Annotated in this window: 18 protein-coding genes; 12 read left to right on the top strand and 6 right to left on the bottom strand. The window is 63.1% G+C overall.

Annotated features, from left to right (window positions below; genetic code table 11):
- Window positions 1-257 precede the first annotated feature (257 nt).
- Window positions 258-2168, top strand: coding sequence for an ABC-F family ATP-binding cassette domain-containing protein (locus tag OVA24_RS02555; protein WP_267673222.1), 1911 nt, complete (start codon window positions 258-260; stop codon window positions 2166-2168).
- On the opposite strand, the gene OVA24_RS02550 is transcribed toward OVA24_RS02555, so the two are convergent.
- Window positions 2153-2503 carry an REP-associated tyrosine transposase gene (locus tag OVA24_RS02550; RefSeq protein ID WP_267673221.1) on the bottom strand — a complete coding sequence of 117 codons (351 nt, stop codon included), beginning with the start codon at window positions 2501-2503 and terminating at the stop codon, window positions 2153-2155. The two genes, OVA24_RS02555 and OVA24_RS02550, sit on opposite strands and share 16 nt — an antisense overlap.
- A 33-nt stretch (window positions 2504-2536) precedes the next feature.
- Between OVA24_RS02550 and OVA24_RS02545 the strand changes: the two genes are divergently transcribed.
- From OVA24_RS02545 to OVA24_RS02525, 5 genes are all read left to right on the top strand, one after another.
- A complete protein-coding gene (locus tag OVA24_RS02545) occupies window positions 2537-2683 on the top strand; it encodes a hypothetical protein (RefSeq protein WP_267673219.1) in 147 nt (48 codons plus the stop codon).
- Window positions 2684-2846: 163 nt separating this feature from the next.
- Window positions 2847-3983, top strand: coding sequence for an ABC transporter ATP-binding protein (locus OVA24_RS02540; protein WP_267673217.1), 1137 nt, complete (start codon window positions 2847-2849; stop codon window positions 3981-3983).
- The gene (locus OVA24_RS02535) at window positions 3980-4807 is read left to right on the top strand and encodes an ABC transporter permease (protein WP_267673215.1); all 828 of its coding nucleotides are present in this window, start codon (window positions 3980-3982) and stop codon (window positions 4805-4807) included. The genes OVA24_RS02540 and OVA24_RS02535 overlap by 4 nt, the downstream gene beginning before the upstream one ends.
- Window positions 4804-5583 (top strand): ABC transporter permease, encoded by a 780-nt coding sequence (locus OVA24_RS02530; RefSeq protein ID WP_267673214.1) that lies wholly within the window; start codon window positions 4804-4806, stop codon window positions 5581-5583. The genes OVA24_RS02535 and OVA24_RS02530 overlap by 4 nt, the downstream gene beginning before the upstream one ends.
- 51 nt (window positions 5584-5634) lie before the next feature.
- Window positions 5635-6678 (top strand): ABC transporter substrate-binding protein, encoded by a 1044-nt coding sequence (locus tag OVA24_RS02525; protein WP_267673212.1) that lies wholly within the window; start codon window positions 5635-5637, stop codon window positions 6676-6678.
- An 84-nt stretch (window positions 6679-6762) separates the two neighbouring features.
- Here OVA24_RS02525 and OVA24_RS02520 read toward each other — a convergent pair whose 3' ends face one another.
- Both OVA24_RS02520 and OVA24_RS02515 read right to left on the bottom strand, forming a co-directional pair.
- Window positions 6763-7311, bottom strand: coding sequence for a hypothetical protein (locus OVA24_RS02520; protein WP_267673210.1), 549 nt, complete (start codon window positions 7309-7311; stop codon window positions 6763-6765).
- A 605-nt stretch (window positions 7312-7916) separates the two neighbouring features.
- Window positions 7917-8636: a hypothetical protein gene (locus OVA24_RS02515; protein WP_267673207.1), complete on the bottom strand. Its 720-nt coding sequence runs from the start codon at window positions 8634-8636 to the stop codon at window positions 7917-7919.
- A gap of 196 nt (window positions 8637-8832) precedes the next feature.
- On the opposite strand from OVA24_RS02515, the gene OVA24_RS02510 reads away from it, so the two are divergent.
- From OVA24_RS02510 to OVA24_RS02495, 4 genes are all read left to right on the top strand, one after another.
- Entirely contained in the window at window positions 8833-9906 is a 1074-nt protein-coding gene (locus tag OVA24_RS02510) for a vWA domain-containing protein (protein ID WP_267673205.1), read from the top strand.
- A gap of 202 nt (window positions 9907-10108) precedes the next feature.
- The gene (locus OVA24_RS02505) at window positions 10109-10768 is read left to right on the top strand and encodes an outer membrane beta-barrel protein (RefSeq protein ID WP_267673203.1); all 660 of its coding nucleotides are present in this window, start codon (window positions 10109-10111) and stop codon (window positions 10766-10768) included.
- A 109-nt stretch (window positions 10769-10877) separates the two neighbouring features.
- Window positions 10878-12281: a sulfatase family protein gene (locus tag OVA24_RS02500; protein ID WP_267673201.1), complete on the top strand. Its 1404-nt coding sequence runs from the start codon at window positions 10878-10880 to the stop codon at window positions 12279-12281.
- A 44-nt stretch (window positions 12282-12325) separates the two neighbouring features.
- Window positions 12326-13249 carry an alpha/beta hydrolase gene (locus tag OVA24_RS02495; RefSeq protein ID WP_267673199.1) on the top strand — a complete coding sequence of 308 codons (924 nt, stop codon included), beginning with the start codon at window positions 12326-12328 and terminating at the stop codon, window positions 13247-13249.
- 15 nt (window positions 13250-13264) lie between these two features.
- On the opposite strand, the gene OVA24_RS02490 is transcribed toward OVA24_RS02495, so the two are convergent.
- Window positions 13265-13777 (bottom strand): DUF1003 domain-containing protein, encoded by a 513-nt coding sequence (locus OVA24_RS02490; protein ID WP_267673197.1) that lies wholly within the window; start codon window positions 13775-13777, stop codon window positions 13265-13267.
- Window positions 13778-13920: 143 nt separating this feature from the next.
- Between OVA24_RS02490 and OVA24_RS02485 the strand changes: the two genes are divergently transcribed.
- The gene (locus OVA24_RS02485) at window positions 13921-16152 is read left to right on the top strand and encodes a delta-60 repeat-containing protein (RefSeq protein WP_267673195.1); all 2232 of its coding nucleotides are present in this window, start codon (window positions 13921-13923) and stop codon (window positions 16150-16152) included.
- Between the two features lie 56 nt (window positions 16153-16208).
- Here the strand turns inward: OVA24_RS02485 and OVA24_RS02480 are convergent, their stop codons facing one another.
- A complete protein-coding gene (locus OVA24_RS02480; RefSeq protein ID WP_267673194.1) occupies window positions 16209-16700 on the bottom strand; it encodes a redoxin domain-containing protein in 492 nt (163 codons plus the stop codon).
- A gap of 74 nt (window positions 16701-16774) precedes the next feature.
- On the opposite strand from OVA24_RS02480, the gene OVA24_RS02475 reads away from it, so the two are divergent.
- Window positions 16775-18046 (top strand): valine--pyruvate transaminase, encoded by a 1272-nt coding sequence (locus OVA24_RS02475; RefSeq protein ID WP_267673192.1) that lies wholly within the window; start codon window positions 16775-16777, stop codon window positions 18044-18046.
- 41 nt (window positions 18047-18087) lie between these two features.
- Here OVA24_RS02475 and OVA24_RS02470 read toward each other — a convergent pair whose 3' ends face one another.
- Window positions 18088-20250 carry a golvesin C-terminal-like domain-containing protein gene (locus tag OVA24_RS02470; RefSeq protein WP_267673190.1) on the bottom strand — a complete coding sequence of 721 codons (2163 nt, stop codon included), beginning with the start codon at window positions 20248-20250 and terminating at the stop codon, window positions 18088-18090.
- Window positions 20251-20253 lie beyond the last annotated feature (3 nt).

Here is a 20253-nt window from a genome sequence, read left to right as displayed (position 1 = left end):
ACCCAAACTCAGCGAAGCGGAGTCGGGTTCGAAAGCCTCCGGATGCTCGCAGCATCCTCAGAGAAAAATCGGCGAAGCCGCATCCCGCTTGGCCGGAGCGAAGCGCAGGCAATCCCGCCGCCCCGACCATTTGAAATCCATCTGCGGAGGAAAACTGCCGCGGGACGCGGCAACCACTGCCTCCATGGAATGTCGCACCGATCTCCCGCATCTCCGCGATGGACGTTTCCCCGCTTCGCAGGCAACCTCCGCCGTCCATGTCCCTGCTTTCCGCCAACGAAATCCGCCTGTCCTACGGATACCAGAACCTCCTCGATGGCGTGACGCTCGCGGTTTCCGCCGGAGAGAAGGTCGGCCTTGTCGGGCGGAATGGCTGCGGAAAGACCTCCCTGCTGAAGATCCTCACCGGCCAGCAGAAGGCGGACTCCGGGGACATCTCCCTGCGCCGTGGCATCCGCGTCGGCTATCTGCCGCAGGAGTTCGAACTGGATCCCACCCTCTCCGTCCACGAGAACATCGCAGCCGGAGCGGCTGACATCGTGGACGCCATCCGCCGCTATGAGAACGGCGATGGTTCCGAGGCGGAACTGGCGGATCTCCTCCATTTCATCGACCACACGGATGGGTGGAACCTCGATGCCCGCATCAAGGCGACCGTCACCGCCCTCGGTGCGCCGCCGCTTGACGCTCCCGTCGCCCCGCTTTCCGGTGGTGAGAAACGCCGCGTCGCGCTCTGCCGTGCGCTCGCCTGCCAGCCGGATCTCCTGCTGCTGGACGAGCCGACCAACCATCTGGACGCGGAGTCCATCCGCTGGCTGGAGGACTATCTGAAGACTTTCCCCGGTGCCGTCATCTTCGTGACCCACGACCGCTACTTCCTCGATGTGATCGCCACCCGCATCATCGAGATCGACAACGGCAAGGCCTACTCCCATCCCGGCAACTACACCGCCTATCTGGAGTCGAAGGCGGTGCGCCAGCAAATCGCGGAACAGACGGAGCGCCGCCGCCAGCGGTTCCTCCGCACGGAGCTGGAGTGGGTGCGCTCCGGCGTGAAGGCACGCGGCACGAAGTCCCGCCACCGGATGGACCAGTTCTATGCCATCGAAGGGCTGGAGGCACCGCCCGAGGAACGGGAAATGGACCTGCTCATTCCGCCTGCTCCCGATCTCGGAAATGTCGTCGTCGAGTTGGAAGGCGCGGGCGTCAACGTGGGCACCGCCGCACACCCCCGTTGGTTGTTCCGCCACCTCGACTTCTCGCTCCGCCCCGGCCAGTGCACCGGCATCGTCGGCCGCAACGGTGTGGGCAAAACCACCTTGCTCAAGCTCTGCCTCGGCCAGATCCAGCCCACCGAAGGCAGCGCGGAAACCGGCAAGCGCGTGAAGGTGAACTACATCGACCAGACGCGCATGCAGCTCGATGGCACCGGCTCCCTGCTCGATGAGATTTCGGACGGCAACGAGAAGGTCCAGTTCGGCAACCAGACACTCGGTGCCCGCTCCTACCTGCGCCGCTTCCTTTTCAACGACCAGCGCATCAACGAGCGCGTCGATCTCCTCTCCGGCGGTGAACGCGCGCGCCTGATGCTCGCGAAGGTTCTGAAGAACGGCGGCAACCTCATCGTCCTCGACGAGCCGACCAACGACCTCGACCTCCAGTCGCTGCGGATGCTGGAGGAAGCGCTGGCGGACTTCGACGGCTCGGTGCTCGTCGTTTCCCACGACCGCTACTTCCTCGACCGCATCTGCGACCAGATCATCTCCTTCGAGGATGACGGCGTGACCGTCCAGGCGGGGAACTATTCCTACTACCTGGAAAAACGGCAGGCCCGCGAAGCCGCCCAGCGCGCCCAGGCCGCGGCCTACGCCCAGCTCACCGCCTCGAAACAGAAAGCAGCCGCCTCCTCCGGAAAACCCCGCAAACTGACGCTGGCGGAACGGAAGGAACTGGAGTCGATCGAAGACACCATTCTCGCCGCCGAGGAGGACGTCTCCGCACTGGAAGCCCAACTCAATGACCCGGAGTTCCAGGCAAAGAACTTCAACGACATCCCCGCCCTGGTGGAGAAGCTCGACGCCGCAAAAGCGAAGACCGCCGCCATCTACGCGCGGTGGGAGGAACTGGAAACCATCGCCGGGAGCGCCGGTCTTCAGACCGGCTCATGACCGGAGAATCCGGCGCTGCCCCACGGCCACTCCTCCGGCTTTCCACATAACCCGGCTTTCACGGGATTGTTCCTGATGTAGAGCCGTGCATTCGCCAGGTGGTCCAGATCGCGGATGTAGCGGTCATGGTATTCTCTCTGCCAGAGCGTGCCGGTGAGACCCTTCAGTCCGTTGATTTTCCTAGCGGTGAATCCTTTCCAGCTTCTTACGATCTGGTCGAGTGAGTATCCTTCCATGGTCTTTATCAGGACATGCACGTGATTGGGCATGATGCACCACTCCATCAGCCGGTAGCGCTCGTTATCGAAGAACAGCAGCGCATTCTGGACGATCAAAGCGCATGCGGGATCCCTCAGTATGCAATTGCCATGGCCCGCGTCCTCATGCCGGGCGATGAGCAGCCTGAGACGCTGGGAGCGCTGGTCTCCAGACCGGCGTCTTTCGGCCTCACTTTCGCCGGTCTGGAGACCAGCGCTCCCAGCGATTTCCTTCCGCCATCTCTCAATGATCGATGAAGGAAGAGCATCACCCAGCCGGAACGTCACCGCCTGGATCTCCCCAACCACATCCAGATGCGGCAGATAACCCCGCGAATACCATCCTTTCTGGCCCATCCCAACCTCCTATCAAAAACCAGGTTTCCAGCGGGAGCGGAATCTGCTGCATTACCCGCATAAAATGCCCGGCCACCTGATCTTCGAGAACGTCACCCGCCGCTTCGGCTCGTTCACCGCCGTTGCCGATGTGACGCTGGAGATCGGCAAGGGGGAGAGCTTCTCCCTGCTCGGTCCGTCGGGGTGCGGGAAGACCACCCTGCTGCGGATGGCGGCGGGCTTCGAAACGCCGGACAGCGGAAGGATCCTCCTCGATGGAAAGGATATCACCCACCTGCCGCCGGAGCAGCGGCCTGTGAACACCGTCTTCCAGAACTATGCGCTGTTCCCCCACCTCAGCGTGCGGGACAACATCGGCTTCGGGCCGAAGATCGCGAAGCGCCCGGCGGCGGAGATCAAACGGGAGGTGGACCGCATGCTGGCGCTGGTGGACCTTTCCGCCCACGCGGACAAGAAGCCCGCCCAGCTTTCCGGCGGCCAGAAGCAGCGCGTGGCCATCGCCCGCGCGCTGGTGAACAAGCCGCAGGTCCTCCTGCTGGACGAGCCGCTGGCCGCGCTGGACCTGAAGTTGCGCCAGCGCCTGCTGGTGGAGCTGGACGCCATCCATGACGAGGTGGGCATCACCTTCATCTACGTCACCCATGACCAGGGCGAGGCGATGTCCTTCTCCGACCGCATCGCGGTGATGAACAAGGGCCGCATCGAACAGATCGGACCACCCGCCGAAATCTACGAAACTCCCCGTAGTTCGTTCGTCGCCGCGTTCATCGGCGACACGAACTTCATCGAGGGAAAGGTCACCTGTGTGATCGACTCCAGCTTCTCCCGCTGCGGCGTGGACGGGCTGGGCACCATCATCATCGACAACGACAAGCCCGTCCGCGCGGGCGACCGCGTCCACCTTTCCCTGCGCCCGGAGAAGATCATGGTCGCCTGCGCGAAGCCCGCGGACTCGCCGCTGGAGAACAGCGTCCGGGGAAAGATTGAAGACGTGATCTACTTCGGCTCCCACACCCGCTACTGGGTCCGCTGCGGCGAACTGAGGCTCTGCGCGGAGGTCCAGCACCGGAACTTCCTGCTCGATGAAACGCCTCCGAAATGGGGCGACGAAGTCTGGCTGCGCTGGCATGCGAACGATGGCTACCTGTTGGAGCAATACCGCGAGGAGGACGAGAACCTGCTGACCCTGCCGGAAGCATGAGACGCACCCGCGAGTGGCTGGACAGCGCGCCGAGCTTCCTCTGGCTCACGGCGTTCGTGCTCGTCCCACTGGTGATGATCTTCGCCATCGCTTTCAAACCGGCGGCCCATGGCGGCGAGGTCGGCTCCGGCTGGAGCCTGGATGCGGTCCGCGCCTTGCTCGATCCGTCTTACCTCGTCCTGCTCTGGCGGACGGTCTGGGTGAGCGCCGTCGTCACCGCCCTATGCCTGCTGTTCGCACTCCCCGTCGCCTACGCCATGGCGCGGATGGGCCCGGCGTGGCGGGCGCGCATGCTGCTGCTGGTGATCGTCCCGTTCTGGACGAATTTCGTCATCCGCGTCTTCGCCTGGCAGCAGATCCTCCATGCCCAGGGCTGGCTGGCGGAAACGCTGCGCGCGACCGGCCTGCTCGGGGAGAACGACCGGCTGCTTGGCGGACCGTTCGCCGTCATCCTGGTGAGCATCTACACCTACCTGCCCTTCGCCATCCTGCCGCTCTTCGCCGCGGCGGAAAAATTCGACTTCGGCCTGCTGGACGCCGCCCGTGATCTGGGAGCGAAGGCGGTGACCGCTTTCACCTCCGTCTTCCTCCCCGGCATCCGGCAGGGACTCGTCACCGCCTTCATCGTCATCTTCATCCCCATGCTGGGCTCCTACGTGGTGCCGGACATGGTGGGCGGCGCGGATTCACAGATGATCGGCAACAAGATCGCCCAGCGGAACTTCAGCGACAGGAACCTGCCCCAGGCCGCCGCGCTCTCCGCCGCCCTCACCCTGCTGGTGATGGCCCCCATGGCCCTGAAACGGAAAAGGAGGGAAGCATGAGAAAGAGCCGCGCCCCGCTTCTCGTCACCATCTTCGTGATGGTGTTCCTCTACCTGCCCATCTTGGGTCTGGTGGTGAACTCCTTCAACTCGTCGCGCTTCGCCGCGAAGTGGCAGGGATTCTCGCTCCGGTGGTATGAACGCCTCGCGGAAAGGGATGACATCATCACCGCGCTGGGCACTTCTCTGAAAATCGCCGTCCTCTCCGCCATCGCATCCATGGTGCTGGGCACCGCCGCCGCCTTCGCGCTGCACCGCCACCGCTCCCGCCTGCAGGATGCCCACCGCCTGCTGGTCACCGTGCCGCTGGTGATCCCGGACATCCTGATGGGGATGAGCCTGCTGCTGCTGTTCATCGCCCTCGGCGTGGACCTCAGCATGTCCACCATCACGCTGGCCCACATCACCTTCTGCATGAGCTACGTCACCCTGGTGGTGCTGGCCCGGCTGGAGGGCTTTGACTTCACCCTGCTGGAGGCCGCCCGGGACCTCGGCGCATCGCGCATCCAGACCTTCACGAAAGTGGCCCTGCCGCTGCTCGCCCCGGGCATCCTCGCCGGCGGACTGCTCGCCTTCACCCTTTCCATCGACGACTACGTGGTCACCTTCTTCGTCAAAGGCCCCGGCGCGGACACCCTGCCAACGCTGGTCTATTCCATGATCAAAAAGAGCAAGGACCTACCGGTCATCAACGCGCTCTCCTCCCTCATGCTGGTGGTCACCTTCGCCGCCGTCGCCCTTTCCCACCGGTTGCTGCGGAGGCCGGTGGAAAATTAGGTGCGTTTCCTGCTCCACTTTCATCCCCTGATGCTATATCGCCCTAACACCATGAACCGCCGCCGATTCATCGCTTCGTCCGCCGCTTTCGCCGCCCTCTCCACCCTCCCTTCCTGCAAGAAAAGCGGAGGCGCGCAGACTCTCACCATCTTCACCTGGTCCGACTACCTGAAACCGGAGGTGAAGGAGAAGTTCGAGAAAGCCCACAACTGCCGCGTGGTGATCGACACCTTCGATTCCAACGAGGCGATGCTCGCGAAGCTGGATGCGGGCGCTTCCGGCTACGACCTGCTGGTCCCCTCCTCCTACGCCGTGCAGGCGCTGAAGCGGAAGGGCCTGCTACAGCCGCTGGACCACGCGCTGCTCCCCAACCTGAAGAACATCGACGCCACCTATCTCTCCAAGGCGCTCGACCCGAAGATGGAGATCTCCGTCCCCTACATGACGGCCCCCACCTGCCTCAGCTACCTGGCCTCGAAAGTCAGCGACGCGAAGCACAGTTGGACCATCCTCGACCGGGCGGACCTGAAAGGACGCATCACCCTGCTGGATGACATGCGGGAGGTCCTCGGCGCCGCGCTCAAGGTGCTCGGCCAATCACTGAACTCCACCGATCCGGAGCAGCTCGCGAAGGCCGCCGACATTGCCATCGCCTGGAAGAAGAACATCGCGAAGTTCGAGAACGAGCAATACAAGTCCGGCATCGCCTCCGGTGAGTTCTTCCTCGTCCAGGGCTACGCGGGTGACCTCATGCAGGCGGCGGATGAGAATGAGGACATGCGCATTTTCATCCCGGAGGAAGGAACCGCCTTCTCCTGCGACGACCTCTGCATCCCGAAGGAAGCGAAGAACACCGCGCTCGCCCACCAGTTCATCGACTTCGTGAGCGGACCGGAGATCGCGGCGGAAAACATGGAGTCCATCGGCTACCGCGCGCCGAACTCCGCAGCCTATTCCCACCTGACGGAGGACTTCCGCGGCAGCGAGGTGCTGTTCCCGCCGGATGCCGTCTTCGCCAAGTGCGAACCCATCGCCGACCTCGGGGACAAGCTGCCTCTGTGGACGAAGGAGTGGGACCGGGTGAAGAACAGCTGATTTCCCGGAAAAGAGACACAACCCCCGAACGAAGCCTCCACCACCGGGTGAAAGCCTCGGACGGAGGTTGGAGCCATTTCCACGTCACGCGGACCTGCGCCAACCGGCCCCTGCGGGTTCCCGCGATGACACCGGACGGAGCGCGGGTGCCCTGCGCACCGCCGTGTGGTGGTTCACCAGCAACGGTGCGAAGGCCTGGAGATAGGCCGCCGCGCTCTCCGTCCCGCTGGTTTCACCCGCTGCCTTTTCGATGTCGTTGCCGACAAGCGCCAGGCTTTCCTCCAGCAGGTGGCCGAGGTCGCTGATGCTGGCCGCATCACCAAACACGGACACAAGCACGTCATGGGACGCACGGACCGCCGCCGCGAACGCCGCCTCCGTGGTGTAGCCCTCGGACGGACTCTTGTAGATGTGGCCATTTCCCGGATCGATCACCGCGTGGATCGCGTCATGTACCGCCAGCAGACGGATCGAGCGGACGCGCCCGGCGAGGATGCGGTTGGACTCCAGACGGCGGAGGTAGCGGCTGGCGATGTGCTCCCACGTCCGCGCAATCAGGTCGAGCTTCGGTGAAGAAATGGTGGTGACGGAGGACTCGGTAAGTTGGAGGAATTGGAAAGAGGGAAGGTTCATAAAACAGGATTAAAAAGGTTCAGGAAACAGAGGTGGGTTCCGGCTTTGTTGGAGGATCCGCCCCGGGGTCACCGGGGCGGATCTCCAATCACGCTGACTAACCATGGAATCCCCGGAAAACGGGTGTGAGGAAAAGTTCCTCGGGAAAAGGGATGGGCGGGCGGCGAAGGTGCCGCGGACCCGGCTTCAAGCACATCGACACATCCAGGCCGCTGCGGAGGGCGTGGAGTGGTCGGACTTGAAGGAGCGTTTCATTGAACGTGGCGGTTGGGGTGCGTCACTGCGGTGAACCGGGCGACGGCGCAAACAAAGCGACGGATCGACCATCCGTCAACCATTAAATTATTAAATTAGGCAATTTAGTAATTTAATCCGCAAGCGCCCATACTCTGCGCCCTGTCGCTTCATGCAGGCTCGTCTCCGGTTGATTGAGCACCAGAAATAGCGGCAGCTCCTCCGTCAGCAGCGCGCCGGATAGGCAAAAAAGCGCAGCGTCCCAGCCTCAGGCGGAAGTCCCGCAGCGAGCGGTAGCCACGGATGTGCAGGCTTTTCAGCATGCCTCCATCAACCGCCCGCCATGGAGGAAGTCAATCTTCCCATGGTATTCAGCGGCGGCGGCGGACCGCCAGGCCAAGTCCCGCAAAAGCTCCCAACAAGGCGACCGATGGCTCCGGTATGATGGTGAGGTTGTCCAGTCGGGTGACGGCATTGTCCGCCGCGTTGAATATGTGGAACCCCACGCCGGTGAGATCACCGGAGGGCAGGGCCACTCCCGTCGATCCCACGACCATCGTGTCCAGATCATAGGAAAACCATGTGGCCGTGCTGAAATCCACGCTGATGGGTGTCGCGGATCCCCCCGTCCCCTGGAACTGGGCCAGGCTGGTGACGGCCGTCGAATAGGCCGACTGGGTGGCATACCAGGTTCCGGCCGACTGGACGATCAAACTCACCGTGGTTGAGTTGGAGTTGTTTCCCATCTGCCAGGTCACGCTGGTGGTGGCCGGCAGGGAGACGGACTCCACGGCGGCAAACCGCTGGTTGGTGCCATCGCTGATCGAGAAAAGGTAACTCAACGTGCCACCCACCCCGTTGGAATTCCCGATTCCGATCTGATTGACGCTGCCCGTGTCTCCGTTCGGCGCCGTGTTGGTGAGGTCCGTGACGGTCGTTCCATTGAGATGATACGTGTTCCAACCGATGGAGCTGGCGGCCCGGTAGCCGCCGCCGGAGTTGTCGAACGGAAAGACAACCGTCGCGGATGCGCATGATGCGGCGGCGAGAAGGCACGGGACGATGAGGGATAGCGGGGTTTTGGGGATCATCGGAAGGCGGGGGTTTATGATTCGGGCATGGGAACATGCCGAGTCTATGGAAATAGAACAAGCGGACGAAAAATCGGACAAAATTCCTCAAAAAAATCCGGGCGCTCCGGTCACCGCGGATCCACCGGCCGGGATGAAAGGTTGCGACCCTAAGATAATCCCCCCTTGGCCGTTGCTGACTGGAACCCCAAAACCCATGACACAGGAAAACCCCGATCATCCGGAACCCGCCCGCGAATCCCTCCGCTCCAGACTTGGAGGAGGATCTCTCATCACCTCCATCGCCATCCATGGCGCCTTGCTCGCCGTCGGCGTGGTGTGGATTCTCCAGGTGATTCCGGAGCAGGAAACCAGGGCCGACGTCCGCTTTGGAAATCCAGGCGGGCCGCCAGCGGGCGAAAAGACAGCCGCCCGCAAGCAGCGGGAGGCACTCGCCCGTCCGGACCTTTCCCGCGTTGCAGCCGTGGGCGCCGCGACCTCTTTCACTTTGCCGGAACCGGAGACCATGGCCGGACTGAGCGCGCTCGGCTCCATCAGCTTCGCTTCCGGCGGAGGGATAGAGCCGGGAGGCAACCTCTCCGGCACCCTCGGCGGTGACGGTGGCATGCAGGTGGCCGGTGGTGGCGCCGGCCCTGTCATCTTCACCATCGACAACCTGCGCCCGGCATCCCGCATCGCCTACGTGCTCGACTTCTCCGTCACCATGGCGGGTGAGAAGGATGCACTGATGCGTTCCGAACTCACCAAGGCCCTCAAGGCACTCCCCACCACCACCCGCTACTCCGTCATCTGCTTCTCCGGCCCCGTCTGGCTGCCGGGGGATGAGGTGAGCGGCGGGACCGTCACGTCACGCGGCAAAACGTACCAGTGGGATTCCAAGAGCATGTGGGAATGGACCCACCGCGGCCCCATGATGGACGTTCCCTGGCTGGATGCGAAGCCTTCCGAGGTGAAACGCACCCTGTCGCTGGTGGATGACGTGAAGACCATCGGTGGCACCGACTGGGAAGGACCGCTGGAAATGGCCATCGCCATGAACCCACCGCCGGACGTCGTCTTCTTCATGACTGACGGCGTGATGGAGCAGCGGGACATGATGCGGCTCACCCGCGGCATCGCCGCGAAGGCAAAGGCGCGCAAGGTGACCATCAACACCGTCGCCATGATGGAACCCGGCGCGGAAGAACCCATGGCCGATCTCGCCAAACGCACCGGAGGATCCTTCACCATCGTCGGCAAGGACGGGAAGATCCGCAAAGCCGGGCGGTGAAGCATCATACTGGGGAGAATCTCAAAAAACCTTGCGACGCTCTCGTGAAATTTTTAGTCATGAGAGCGACAAGTGACGTAAAATGAGCAATTTATGATCGAATAGATGTTGGACATATCTGTTAGATGCAGGGTAAGATCCGAATCCTCCCGCCGCCCGTTGCCGTGGGATTTCCAACCCCCATCCAAAGACCCGACTGTACATGAAGAAAGCATTCTTGCTCGCCTCCCTGATGACCACCTCCGCGATGGCCACCGAGTTCAACTACACGAACATCGACATCGGCTACCTCAACGGCAAAGCGGACCTCCCCAGGGAATATGCGACCTTGTTCGCTCTGGACGATGAGCTCGACACCGAAGGCTTCTTCGTGAACGCCCGCTTCGAGTTCACTGAGAACTTCTTCGGCTATGTCCGCTATGAGAACGGCGAAATCCGCACCGAGACGCTCGGTGGCGTCAACTTCGACGCCGACCTGTGGCGTCTTGAGGCAGGCTTCGGCGGCGCCCTTCCGCTGGCTGACACTCTGGATGTCTACTACGGCATCGGCTACAAGTACACCGACCTGGACTTCGGCAACCTCGGCGACCAGAACCTGGGCAACGTCGACCTCCATGTGGGCCTCCGCTGGGCGCCCTTTGCCTGGATCGAGCTGAACCCGCACCTCGGCTACAGCCTCGGTGTGGACAATGACGACGTTCTCGGTGCCGTGGACGTGGCCACTGCGGGCATCAACTTGTTCGTCACCGCGTTCGACTACGTGCAGCCGTTCGGAGGCATCACCTATGAACTGGACAGCTCCAGCGACAACATCGTCAAGGACCAGGTGCTCTATTCCGCCGGTCTCCGCTTCAGTTTCTAAGATCATCTCTGGAAGACCGCATCTTCCATGGTTTCGTGGGAAAAGCCGGACGGGCAGCCGTCCGGTTTTTTTCGTTCCGTTCCCGTGCGATGCCCTGCAAGGTGACGGGATGAAATGGTTGCCGCTCTGGCTTCTCCTGGCATGCCGCCTGATGGCGGCGGACGCTCCCCGGCCGAACATTGTCATCATCCTGGCGGACGATCTCGGCTGGGGGGACGCAGGCTGCTACGCCGCGGATTCCAAAATCCCCACGCCGAACCTCGACAAGCTGGCCGCCTCCGGCATGCGGTTCACCAACGCCTACTGTCCGGTCTCCGTCTGCTCACCCAGCCGCTACGCCCTCATGACAGGAAGTTATCCTTGGCGCAGTTGGAAAAAGCGCGGCGTGCTGGGGAACTGGGACCGCCCGATGATTGAAAAAGACCAGCTCTCCCTGCCCGGCATGCTGAAGAAAGCCGGCTATGCCACCGGCGGATTCGGCAAATGGCATCTGGGCGCGGAGTATCCCACGACGGACGGAAAGCCGCCCGTGGGCCGCGGCGACTTCAAGGGCAAGGGCACCAACATCGACCTGAAGCGTCCCATCATGGAAGGTCCGATGGACCGGGGCTTCGACGAATGGCGCGGCATGATCTGCTCCAGCGAGCTGCTGATGGTGGACGGCAGGCAGCCTTCCGCCCGCATCCACCATGAACTCTACAAGCCGCTGGAGATGCCCGGTTACACGGATCTGCCCGCGCTCAATCTGGAAGACCTGCTACCGCGCGCCTCCGGCCAGGCCATCGACTTCATCGGCCGCCGGGCGGGCGGAAAGGAACCGTTCTTCCTCTACTTCGCCCCCTATGTACCACACATCCCCCTCGCGGTCGGGGAAGGATTCCGTGGCAAAACCAAGGCCGGGGACTACGGTGACTACGTCCACCAGCTTGACCATCACATCGGGCTGCTGCTGGCGGCGCTGGAGAAGTCCGGGCAGCGGGAGAACACGCTCGTCATCTTCGCCTCCGACAATGGTTCCCAGTTCGAAACCACGGGGGAAGGCCACCGCCCCAACGCCCACCTGCGCGGTGGGAAATGGATGATCCACGAAGGCGGCGTCCGCACCCCCTTCATCGCCTCATGGCCCGGCAGGATCCCGGCAGGCACCGTGTCCGATGCGTTGCTGGCCCTCAACGATATGCCCGCCACCCTCGCTCCGCTCGCCGGTGCGGACCTCCCTCCGGGTGCCGCCCCTGACAGCCTGGACCTCTCCCCCCTCCTCCTCGGCAAGCCCCCTGCGGAACCGATCCGGAGGGAGGTGATGATGCGCGCCTCCGCACCGGACGGCGCCCTGCGGCAGGGAGACTGGAAGTATGTGAAACGCGGCGGGAAAAAAGCGCGCGAGGAACTCTACGACCTGGCGGCGGATCCCTCCGAGAAAAAGGACCTCGCCGCCTCCGAACCCGCACGCCTGAAGGAAATGGCCGCCCGCTTCAAGTCACTGATGGAGCAGTCCCAGCAGGACGCGGAGTGAGGGTTTTCCTCGACAAATCGCGGAACCGGTGTCGATTTTCCATCATGAAACGATGGGTTCTTGCGACCGGCCTGCTGCTTCCCGGCATGGCGGAAGGCCAGGCTCCGCCGCAGCCGCTGGACTCCGCGGAGGAGATCCGGAAGGCTCTCGACAAGCCCGACAGCCAGCTCTCGAAGCTCGCCACCTCCCTCCTCGGCAAGAAAGGCGGCAACCATCTGTTCTACCTGCCCACCCATGACGAGCCCGCCACGCCGGAGAAATGGGGCTTCAAATACGAGGACGTCCGCTTCGACTCCGCCGACGGCACCGCCCTCCACGGTTGGTTCATGCCTGCCCGCGGGAAACGGCCGAAAGGCACCATCGTATTCTCCCACGGCAATGCCGGGTCGGTCGGCCATCACCTCGGCTTCACCATGTGGCTGGTGGAGGGCGGCTACAATGTGCTGATGTACGACTACCGCGGTTTCGGCAAATCCGCCGGTGCCGTGGACCGGCGCGGCATGATCGATGACGTGAAGGCCGCGTTCTCCTACGTCGGCCAGCGGAAGGACATCGACCGGACGCGCCTGATTTCCTTCGGCCACAGCCTCGGCGGGGCGAAGTCCATCACCGCCCTTGGCGAAAGCCCCGTCCCGGGAGTGCGTGCCATCATCATCGACGGCACCTTCGCCTCCTACCGGGCGATGGCCCGTGTGGTGGGCGGGCAGCTCGGCGAGGATCTGGTGACGGATGAACTGTCACCGCTGGGCTTTGTCTCGAAGCTCCCGACCGTCCCTTTCCTGGTCGTCCACGGCACGAAGGATGAAGTGGTGCCGTTCCAACAGGGCCTTTCCCTCTTTGAGAACGCCCATGAACCGAAGACCATGTTCACCGTGGAGGAGGGCACCCATGGCGGCTCCCTCGTCCGTGACAACGGCGCCTACCGCAAGCAGGTCCTCGCCTGGCTGGAAGCCAGCCTGAAAAGCTGACCGCAGGGCCCGTCCTCACTTCCCGGAAAGCCGGCCGTGCATCTCCACGGTCAGGATCTCGATCCGTTCGCTCATCGCCTTCGTCATCGCCGTCAGTTCGGTATTCTGCTTCAGCAGCTCCATCATCCGCGCGGACAGCTCCGCCACCTGCTCCTGCCGCTGCTGGGTGGCCAGCGCCAGATCCTCCCGGTGGCGGGCATCCGCGTCCGCGTGCGCCTTGTCCCGGTCCGCCTGCCGCGTCTGCGCCAGCAGGATCAGCGGAGCCGCATACGCCGCCTGCAGGCTGAACGCGAGATTCAGCAGGATGAACGGATAGACATCGAACCGAACCACCCCCGTCAGGTTCAGGACGATCCACGTGCTGACGAACAACGTCTGGCCGATCAGGAACTTCGGCGTGCCGAAGAAGCGGGCGAAGCCTTCCGCCCTCAACGAGAACCAGTCATCCCCGAACACCGGAGCGAGATTCGCAAGCGAGCGGTGGAACCGGAAGTGGTGCGACGGACCGGCGGAAGCGGATTTTTCCATGTCTGATGCTATCTTCCCGCCCCTTCCGCGTCGAGACACAGGTCGGTGCGGGGCAAATACGGCCATTTCCCCGCCTTGACAGGTCCCCTCAGGAAAAGGAGGCTGCATGCCCGGACGACTTCAAATGTCCATACAATGACTTTATGAAAACCCGCCTTTCTGGAGCCAGCAAATACCTCAGGATGATCGCCTTGTCGGTGGCCATCCAACCTGCGTTGGCCCAGGTGACAGTGGATGGCAGGATCGATGGATCATTCCAGCCTTCGGTTTTACCCGCAGGGGCCGACATTCTCACCCTGGTGACGGATACTGACGGGGGAATCATCGCGACCGGTGACTTCACCCAGATGAAGGATCGGGATACGTCCAGCACTTATGAAACCCGCTACCGGGTCGCCAAGTTTTCCGTTGGGGGAGTCATGACGGATTTCGCGCCGTTGCTTGGTGGAACGGTACTGAATGCGGCCGTGGAGCCGGATGGCTCTGTCCTCTATATGGGCGCATTTGCCTCTGCAGATGGCCAACCGAGAAGGCGGGCCGCGCGATATCTGGCGAATGGCACTTTGGATCCTTCGTTCATCCCGCCCACCAATGCCGCCACCTCGATCTCAGCACTGGCCCGCCATGGGAACGGCTACATCATTGCGTCCAATGCAGGGACGTACCGGGTCAATCTAAGCGGCGCGCAGGACACCACGTTCAATTCCTACCTCTATACTGTTAGTGCGGTGAACGTCCTGCCTGGGCCGGCCAGGAACTTCCTGATCAATGGACCATTCATCGCCGTCGCGCCCGGGGAGACCGGATTGAGCAGCAAGTTCATCAAGCGCCTCCTGCCGGATGGAAAGATCCAGACGTCCCCGAAGCTCACCCATCTGGTTGACCAGGAGGTGTACTGTGTGGCCGTACAGCCGGACGGACGGATCCTGGTGGGCGGCAAATTCGGGGGGACAACTCCAGGCGTTGGCTATCCATCGGTAGGACTCACCCGCCTGATGCCCAACGGCGAACTGGATGAGGATTTCCAGGAGGCGGTCGGCACCAAATACATGCCATACAATCCGTTTTTCGATGGCGCAGTGCGCAGCATCGCCCTCCAGGCGGATGGAAGGATCCTTGTGGCAGGGGATTTCACCAACTTCCGCAATCCAGTGTCGGGCGAAACGAGAATCACCCGGCGGGGGGTGGCCAGACTGTATCCCAACGGTTCCCTCGACGAAACCTTCGACGCGAAGATGGACTCTTCGTTCGGATCCACCCCAAGCACCTACGGAGTGTCCCTGCAGGGGGACGGAAGGATCCTCATCCATGGGAAGTTCCTCACGTTCGACAATGGCACAAGCCGTCCGAAGGCAGCCCGTCTGACGAACTACTCCGCCACCCAGGAACTGACCTATGACGGCACGAAGATCCGCTGGGTGCGTGGTGGCAGCTCTCCCGAGGCGCGCTACGTGACCATCGAGCACCAGTCCGTGGACACGGATTTCAAGTGGGAACCGGTGGACGATGGTATGGCCACCCGTGAGGGCATTACCAGCAACTGGGAGAAAACGCCCGTCACGCCTCTGCTTGCGGGAACCTTGATCCGCGCTTCCGCGAACATACCTGCCAGCCAGTTCAATGCGGGCACCAGCATCGTCTCCTCCACCATCGGCTACATGATGCCGGAACTCAGCCTGATGCGGAGCAACCCCTCCGTGCCGATCCTCAACAACGGGACCACCGCCTTCCCCACCGCCGGGGTGGGTTCCCCGGAGGATGTTCCCTTCACCGTGCGCAACACCGGCGAAGGTGAGATGACTCCCGTCCAGGTGGTTGTTTCCGGAACCAACGCGTCCGAGTTCAGCGTTCTCATCCCTCCGGCGGCCCCCATCCCTGCGGGCGGATCATCCACGATGGAAATCCGGTTCAATCCCACCAGCCCGGGCGCGAAGACCGCCACCGTCACCATCAACACGAACGATCCGTTCCTGCCCGCCTTCACGTTCACGGTCACCGGCACGGCGATCACCGCCATCGAGCATTTCCGCCTGACCCATTTCAACACGACGGAAAACACGGGGGACGCCGCCGATGACAAGGATCCGGACGGTGACGGGCTGACGAACTTCTTCGAGTTCGTGGCCGGCATGATCCCCACCGACCGCACCTCCGCCTTCACCTGCCGGGTGGACAAGACCGGCGCCCAGCCCAAGGCCATCTTCGGGCCCTGCCTGAGCAACCGGGTGTACGAAGTGTGGTCCAGCAACTCCCTCAACGGCGACTGGGCTCCCGCCACCGGCACAACCACCGCGCTCGGCGCCCAGCGGACATTCACGGACAACGACGCTTCCGGAACCAAGCGCTTCTACCGGATCAAGATCACCCGTCCGTGAAATGAAGAAGGCCGCAGGGATCACCTGCGGCCTTTGGAATCTTGAATCAGGGAGCCTCAGAGACCCTTGAGGGTTTCCTTCACCTTCTCGAAGTCAGGCAGATCCTTCGGATGCTCCTGGACCTCGGCGTATTGGACGACGCCATTCTTGTCGATGACGAAGGCGGAACGCTTCGCCACGCCGCCGAAGATGAGGTTCTTCTCCGGCAGGAAGCTGGTGTAGGCGATGCCATAGGCCTCCGCGACCTTGTGCTCATAGTCGCTGAGCAGCGGGATGGTGATACCTTCCTTCTTCGCCCACTCGCCCTGGGCGAAGGGGCTGTCACCGGAGATACCGAACACCTTCGCGCCGAGTTCCTCATAGGCGGAGAGGCCGGAGGTCAGGTCGCACAGTTCCGTGGTGCAGACGCCGGTGAACGCGGCAGGGACGAAAACGAGAACGACGTTCGACTTCGCGTACTCATCGGACAGTTTGACGAGTTGCGGGCCGTCTTCGGCGAGGGTAACGAGGGTGAAATCCGGGGCTTGGTCGCCGACTTTGATGGACATGGTGGTTTCGGGGTTGTTCGGGATTGGACCCGGAGTATAGAAGCGGTTCACCACCGGTCAAACCAGCTATCCCCATGTCATACGAATTTTCCAACTTCGGCCGCCGCCTCGGATGTGGCAGCGGCATCGGCGAACTGATGGACGACCTGGGCCACGCCCTGGCGAGCGGTGGCCCGGACCTGAAGATGCTGGGCGGCGGACAGCCGGCGCGCATCCCGGAGATGGAGTCCGTCTGGCGCAGGCGGCTGGAGGATCTGCTGGAGGAGCCGGGCGGCATCGACCGTGCGCTGACCTCCTATGACCCGCCGAACGGCAACCCGAAGTTCATCAAAGCCATCGCCACCCTGCTGCGGGAGCAGTTCGGCTGGAACATCACCCCGGAGAATGTCGGCATCACCAGCGGCGGCCAGACCGCCTTCTACTTCCTCTTCAACCTGTTGGCGGGCGAAATGCCGGATGGCACGCGGAAGAAGATCCTGCTGCCGCTGGTGCCGGAATACATCGGCTACGCGGACCAGGGCCATGGTCCCGATCTCTTCCGCGCGGTGCGTCCCATCATCGAGGAGGAAGGCGCGCACGGCTTCAAATACCGCGTCGATTTCGACAAGCTGGAGATCACGCCCGACATCGCAGCGCTCTGCGCCTCACGCCCGACCAACCCGACCGGCAACGTCCTCACCGATGATGAGATCCGCCACCTTTCCGACATGGCGAAGGCCCACGGCATCCCGTTGATCATCGACAACGCCTACGGCGCGCCGTTTCCGGGCATCCTCTTTTCCGACATCAACCCCCACTGGGATGAGCACGTCATCCTCACCCTGAGCCTGTCGAAGATCGGCCTGCCGGGCGCTCGCACCGGCATCGTCATCGGGCCGCCGCAGATCATCCGCGCGCTGGGATCCATCAGTGCCATCGCGGGTCTGTCGAACCCGAACATCGGCCAGCAGGTCGCCCTGCCGTTGATCGAGTCCGGGGAGATCCTCCGCCTGAGCAAGGAAGTCGTCGGCCCGTTCTATCTGGAGAAAAGCCGGCTCGCCCGGCAGGCGGCGGAGGAGGCCTTCGGCGATGACATCGCATGGCGCATGCACCGCAGCGAGGGCGCGCTGTTCCTCTGGTTCTGGTTCCCCGGCCTGCCCATCACCTCGATGGAACTTTACCAGCGCCTCAAGCAGCGCGAGGTGCTGGTCATCCCCGGCCACTACTTTTTCTTCGGCGACGACGACCAGGACTGGAAGCACCGCCACGAATGCATCCGCGTTTCCTACGCGATGGATGAGGCGGTCGTCCGTGACGGCCTGCGCATCATCGCGGAGGAGGTTCGGCGGGCATGGAAGGAGGGCTGAAGCGGCCAACGCCGCTCCGCCCCCCATACTCATACCCATCTTCACGGCACTGGCACGATCATCACGGCATCCGCGATGACATGGCCGTTGGTGCCGGTGTTGCGGATGGTGATGGAGCCGGTGCCCGCCGCGAGCGGATAGACGCCCAGCAGGTTCCACTCACCGCCGCCGATCCGCTGGTTGGCCAGCGGAGTCACCACGCCGGCGGTGGTCACGATGTCGATCGGCACGTTCGATGCCCGGCCGGAGTCCGAGGTCCACCGCGCGTAGACGAAGTAGTCCTTCGTCGTGGGGACCTGTGGCATGTACTTCACGGACTTGGTTCCCTTGCCGGTGTTCCCGTCGTGGAGATAGCCGGTGCCGATGTAACCGGAGGTGTGCGACGACGTGGTCCATGCTCCGGTGAGCTGGACTTTCGACGTGTCCGTGTCATCGACCACCACCGCTCCGGTCTTCGCACCCGCGGGGATGAAGAGGAAGGCATCCGCGATGACAAAGCCATTCGTCCCGTCATTGCCCACCGCGATCTCCGCATTCGCGGCGGAGAGCGGCAGGCCGGAAATCAGGCGCCATTGCCCGCCGTTCACCCGTTGGTTCACGGTGTGGGGATAGACGAACCAATCGGAACCGACCACACGGACCGGCACGTTGGTCGCACGGTTGGGATCGGAGGTCCAGCGGCCGTAGATCGCGTAGTCGTCATCGGCGGTGAGTTTCGGGAAGAAGTTGAAGGACTTCGTCCCCTTGCCGGTGTTGCCGTCATGGACGTAGTTGGCTCCATGGTAGCCGCCGGTGGCGGAGGAGGTGGTCCAAGTGCCCGTGGCGAACGTGTCCGCGGCGGTCGCGTTGTCCGCGATGACGGTGGTGGGCGCGGAGCGGGTGCCTGTCCATGACCTCACCCAGTCCACCTCCATGGTCTGGTTGTTGACCTGTGGTCCGGGGTTGTTGTTGTCCCAGCCGCCGAGCTGCAGCGAGAGGATCATGTAGGCGCTGGTGCTCATGACCCGGGAGTCCTGCATCACTCCGGTGCGGACGCCATCGACATAGAACTCCAGCAGGCCGGGCTGCCAATAGACACCGTAGGTGTGGAAACCATCGTCGCTGGTGGGATAGTGGATGTCATGCCAGCCGCGGGCCTTGTGCTGGGTGCCGTAGCCGTCCCAATGGACCGCGTGCGAGGTCCGGTCAGGCCCCCAGATGCCCAGCGACTCCAGGATGTCCACCTCCATGCCGCCATTGAAAGTGTCCGCCGTGTTGCCCCAGTTGTCCTTCACCTCCAGGGTCGTGGCATTGCCGAGGTTGGTGTTCGCCGCGCTGCCACCACGGACGGTCGCGTCCTCGGTGGCGGTGTACGCCGTGCCGTTGATGACCAGCCTCGGCCGGTCGGCGGCATTCGTGGCCTCACTGCTGTGGAAGCCGAGCAGCTTCGCCCGCATGTAGATGTCCGCCAGCACCAGACTCACCACCTTGTCCCCGGCGATCTGCTCCGCGACGTAGGGCGTCACATCGATCGCGATGGTATCCCCGACGGCGACGGTGTTGTTGTATTTCTGGCCGAGCATCACCGGATCCATCACCGGCTTGTTGTTCCAGGTGATGGTGCTTTCGCTCCAGCCGTCGCCGGTCTTGAAGGCCATCAGGTTGTTGGTCGGCCCGGCTTCCAGCGAGGAAACCTTCACCTGCAGCGTGGCCGAGGTGACGGTGGAAATGCCGGAGCCGGTGAGGTCGAACTTCAGGTAGGCCCTGCGGGTGCCCACCTGATCGCCGTAGGTGCCCCGGTCCGGCATCAGCCAGAACGCGGGCCACAGACCGGTCACGGCGGGATATTTCACCCGGGCCTCGAAGAAGCCGTATTGCCGCCGGTAGTTCGTGAAGGTGCTGACCTCGCCGGTCGCATAGTTGTAGTTCGTGCCGCCGAAGGTGACCGGGCGTTGCTCCGCTTTCAGCTTCAGCATGCCACCGGACACGCTGATGTTCTGCGGAGCGTTGCCAGCACTGCCCGCGATGCCGGAATGGTGGGTGCCCATCCGCCATTTCGTCCCGTCCAGGGTGGTGCCGTTGAAGTTGTCCTCGAAATCGAGCGTCCATGTTCCAGGTATGGACGGCTGGGCCTGGGCGTGTGCGGCTGGGGAAGCGATCAGGGCGAAGCCGAGTGCGGCGGCCCGCAACGGCATGGGTGTGCGTGCTGGGATGGTGGGTTTCATGGC

The sequence above is a fragment of the Luteolibacter sp. SL250 genome, from assembly GCF_026625605.1.
GTDB lineage: Bacteria > Verrucomicrobiota > Verrucomicrobiia > Verrucomicrobiales > Akkermansiaceae > Luteolibacter.
This window is presented reverse-complemented; position numbering and strand designations above follow the sequence as displayed.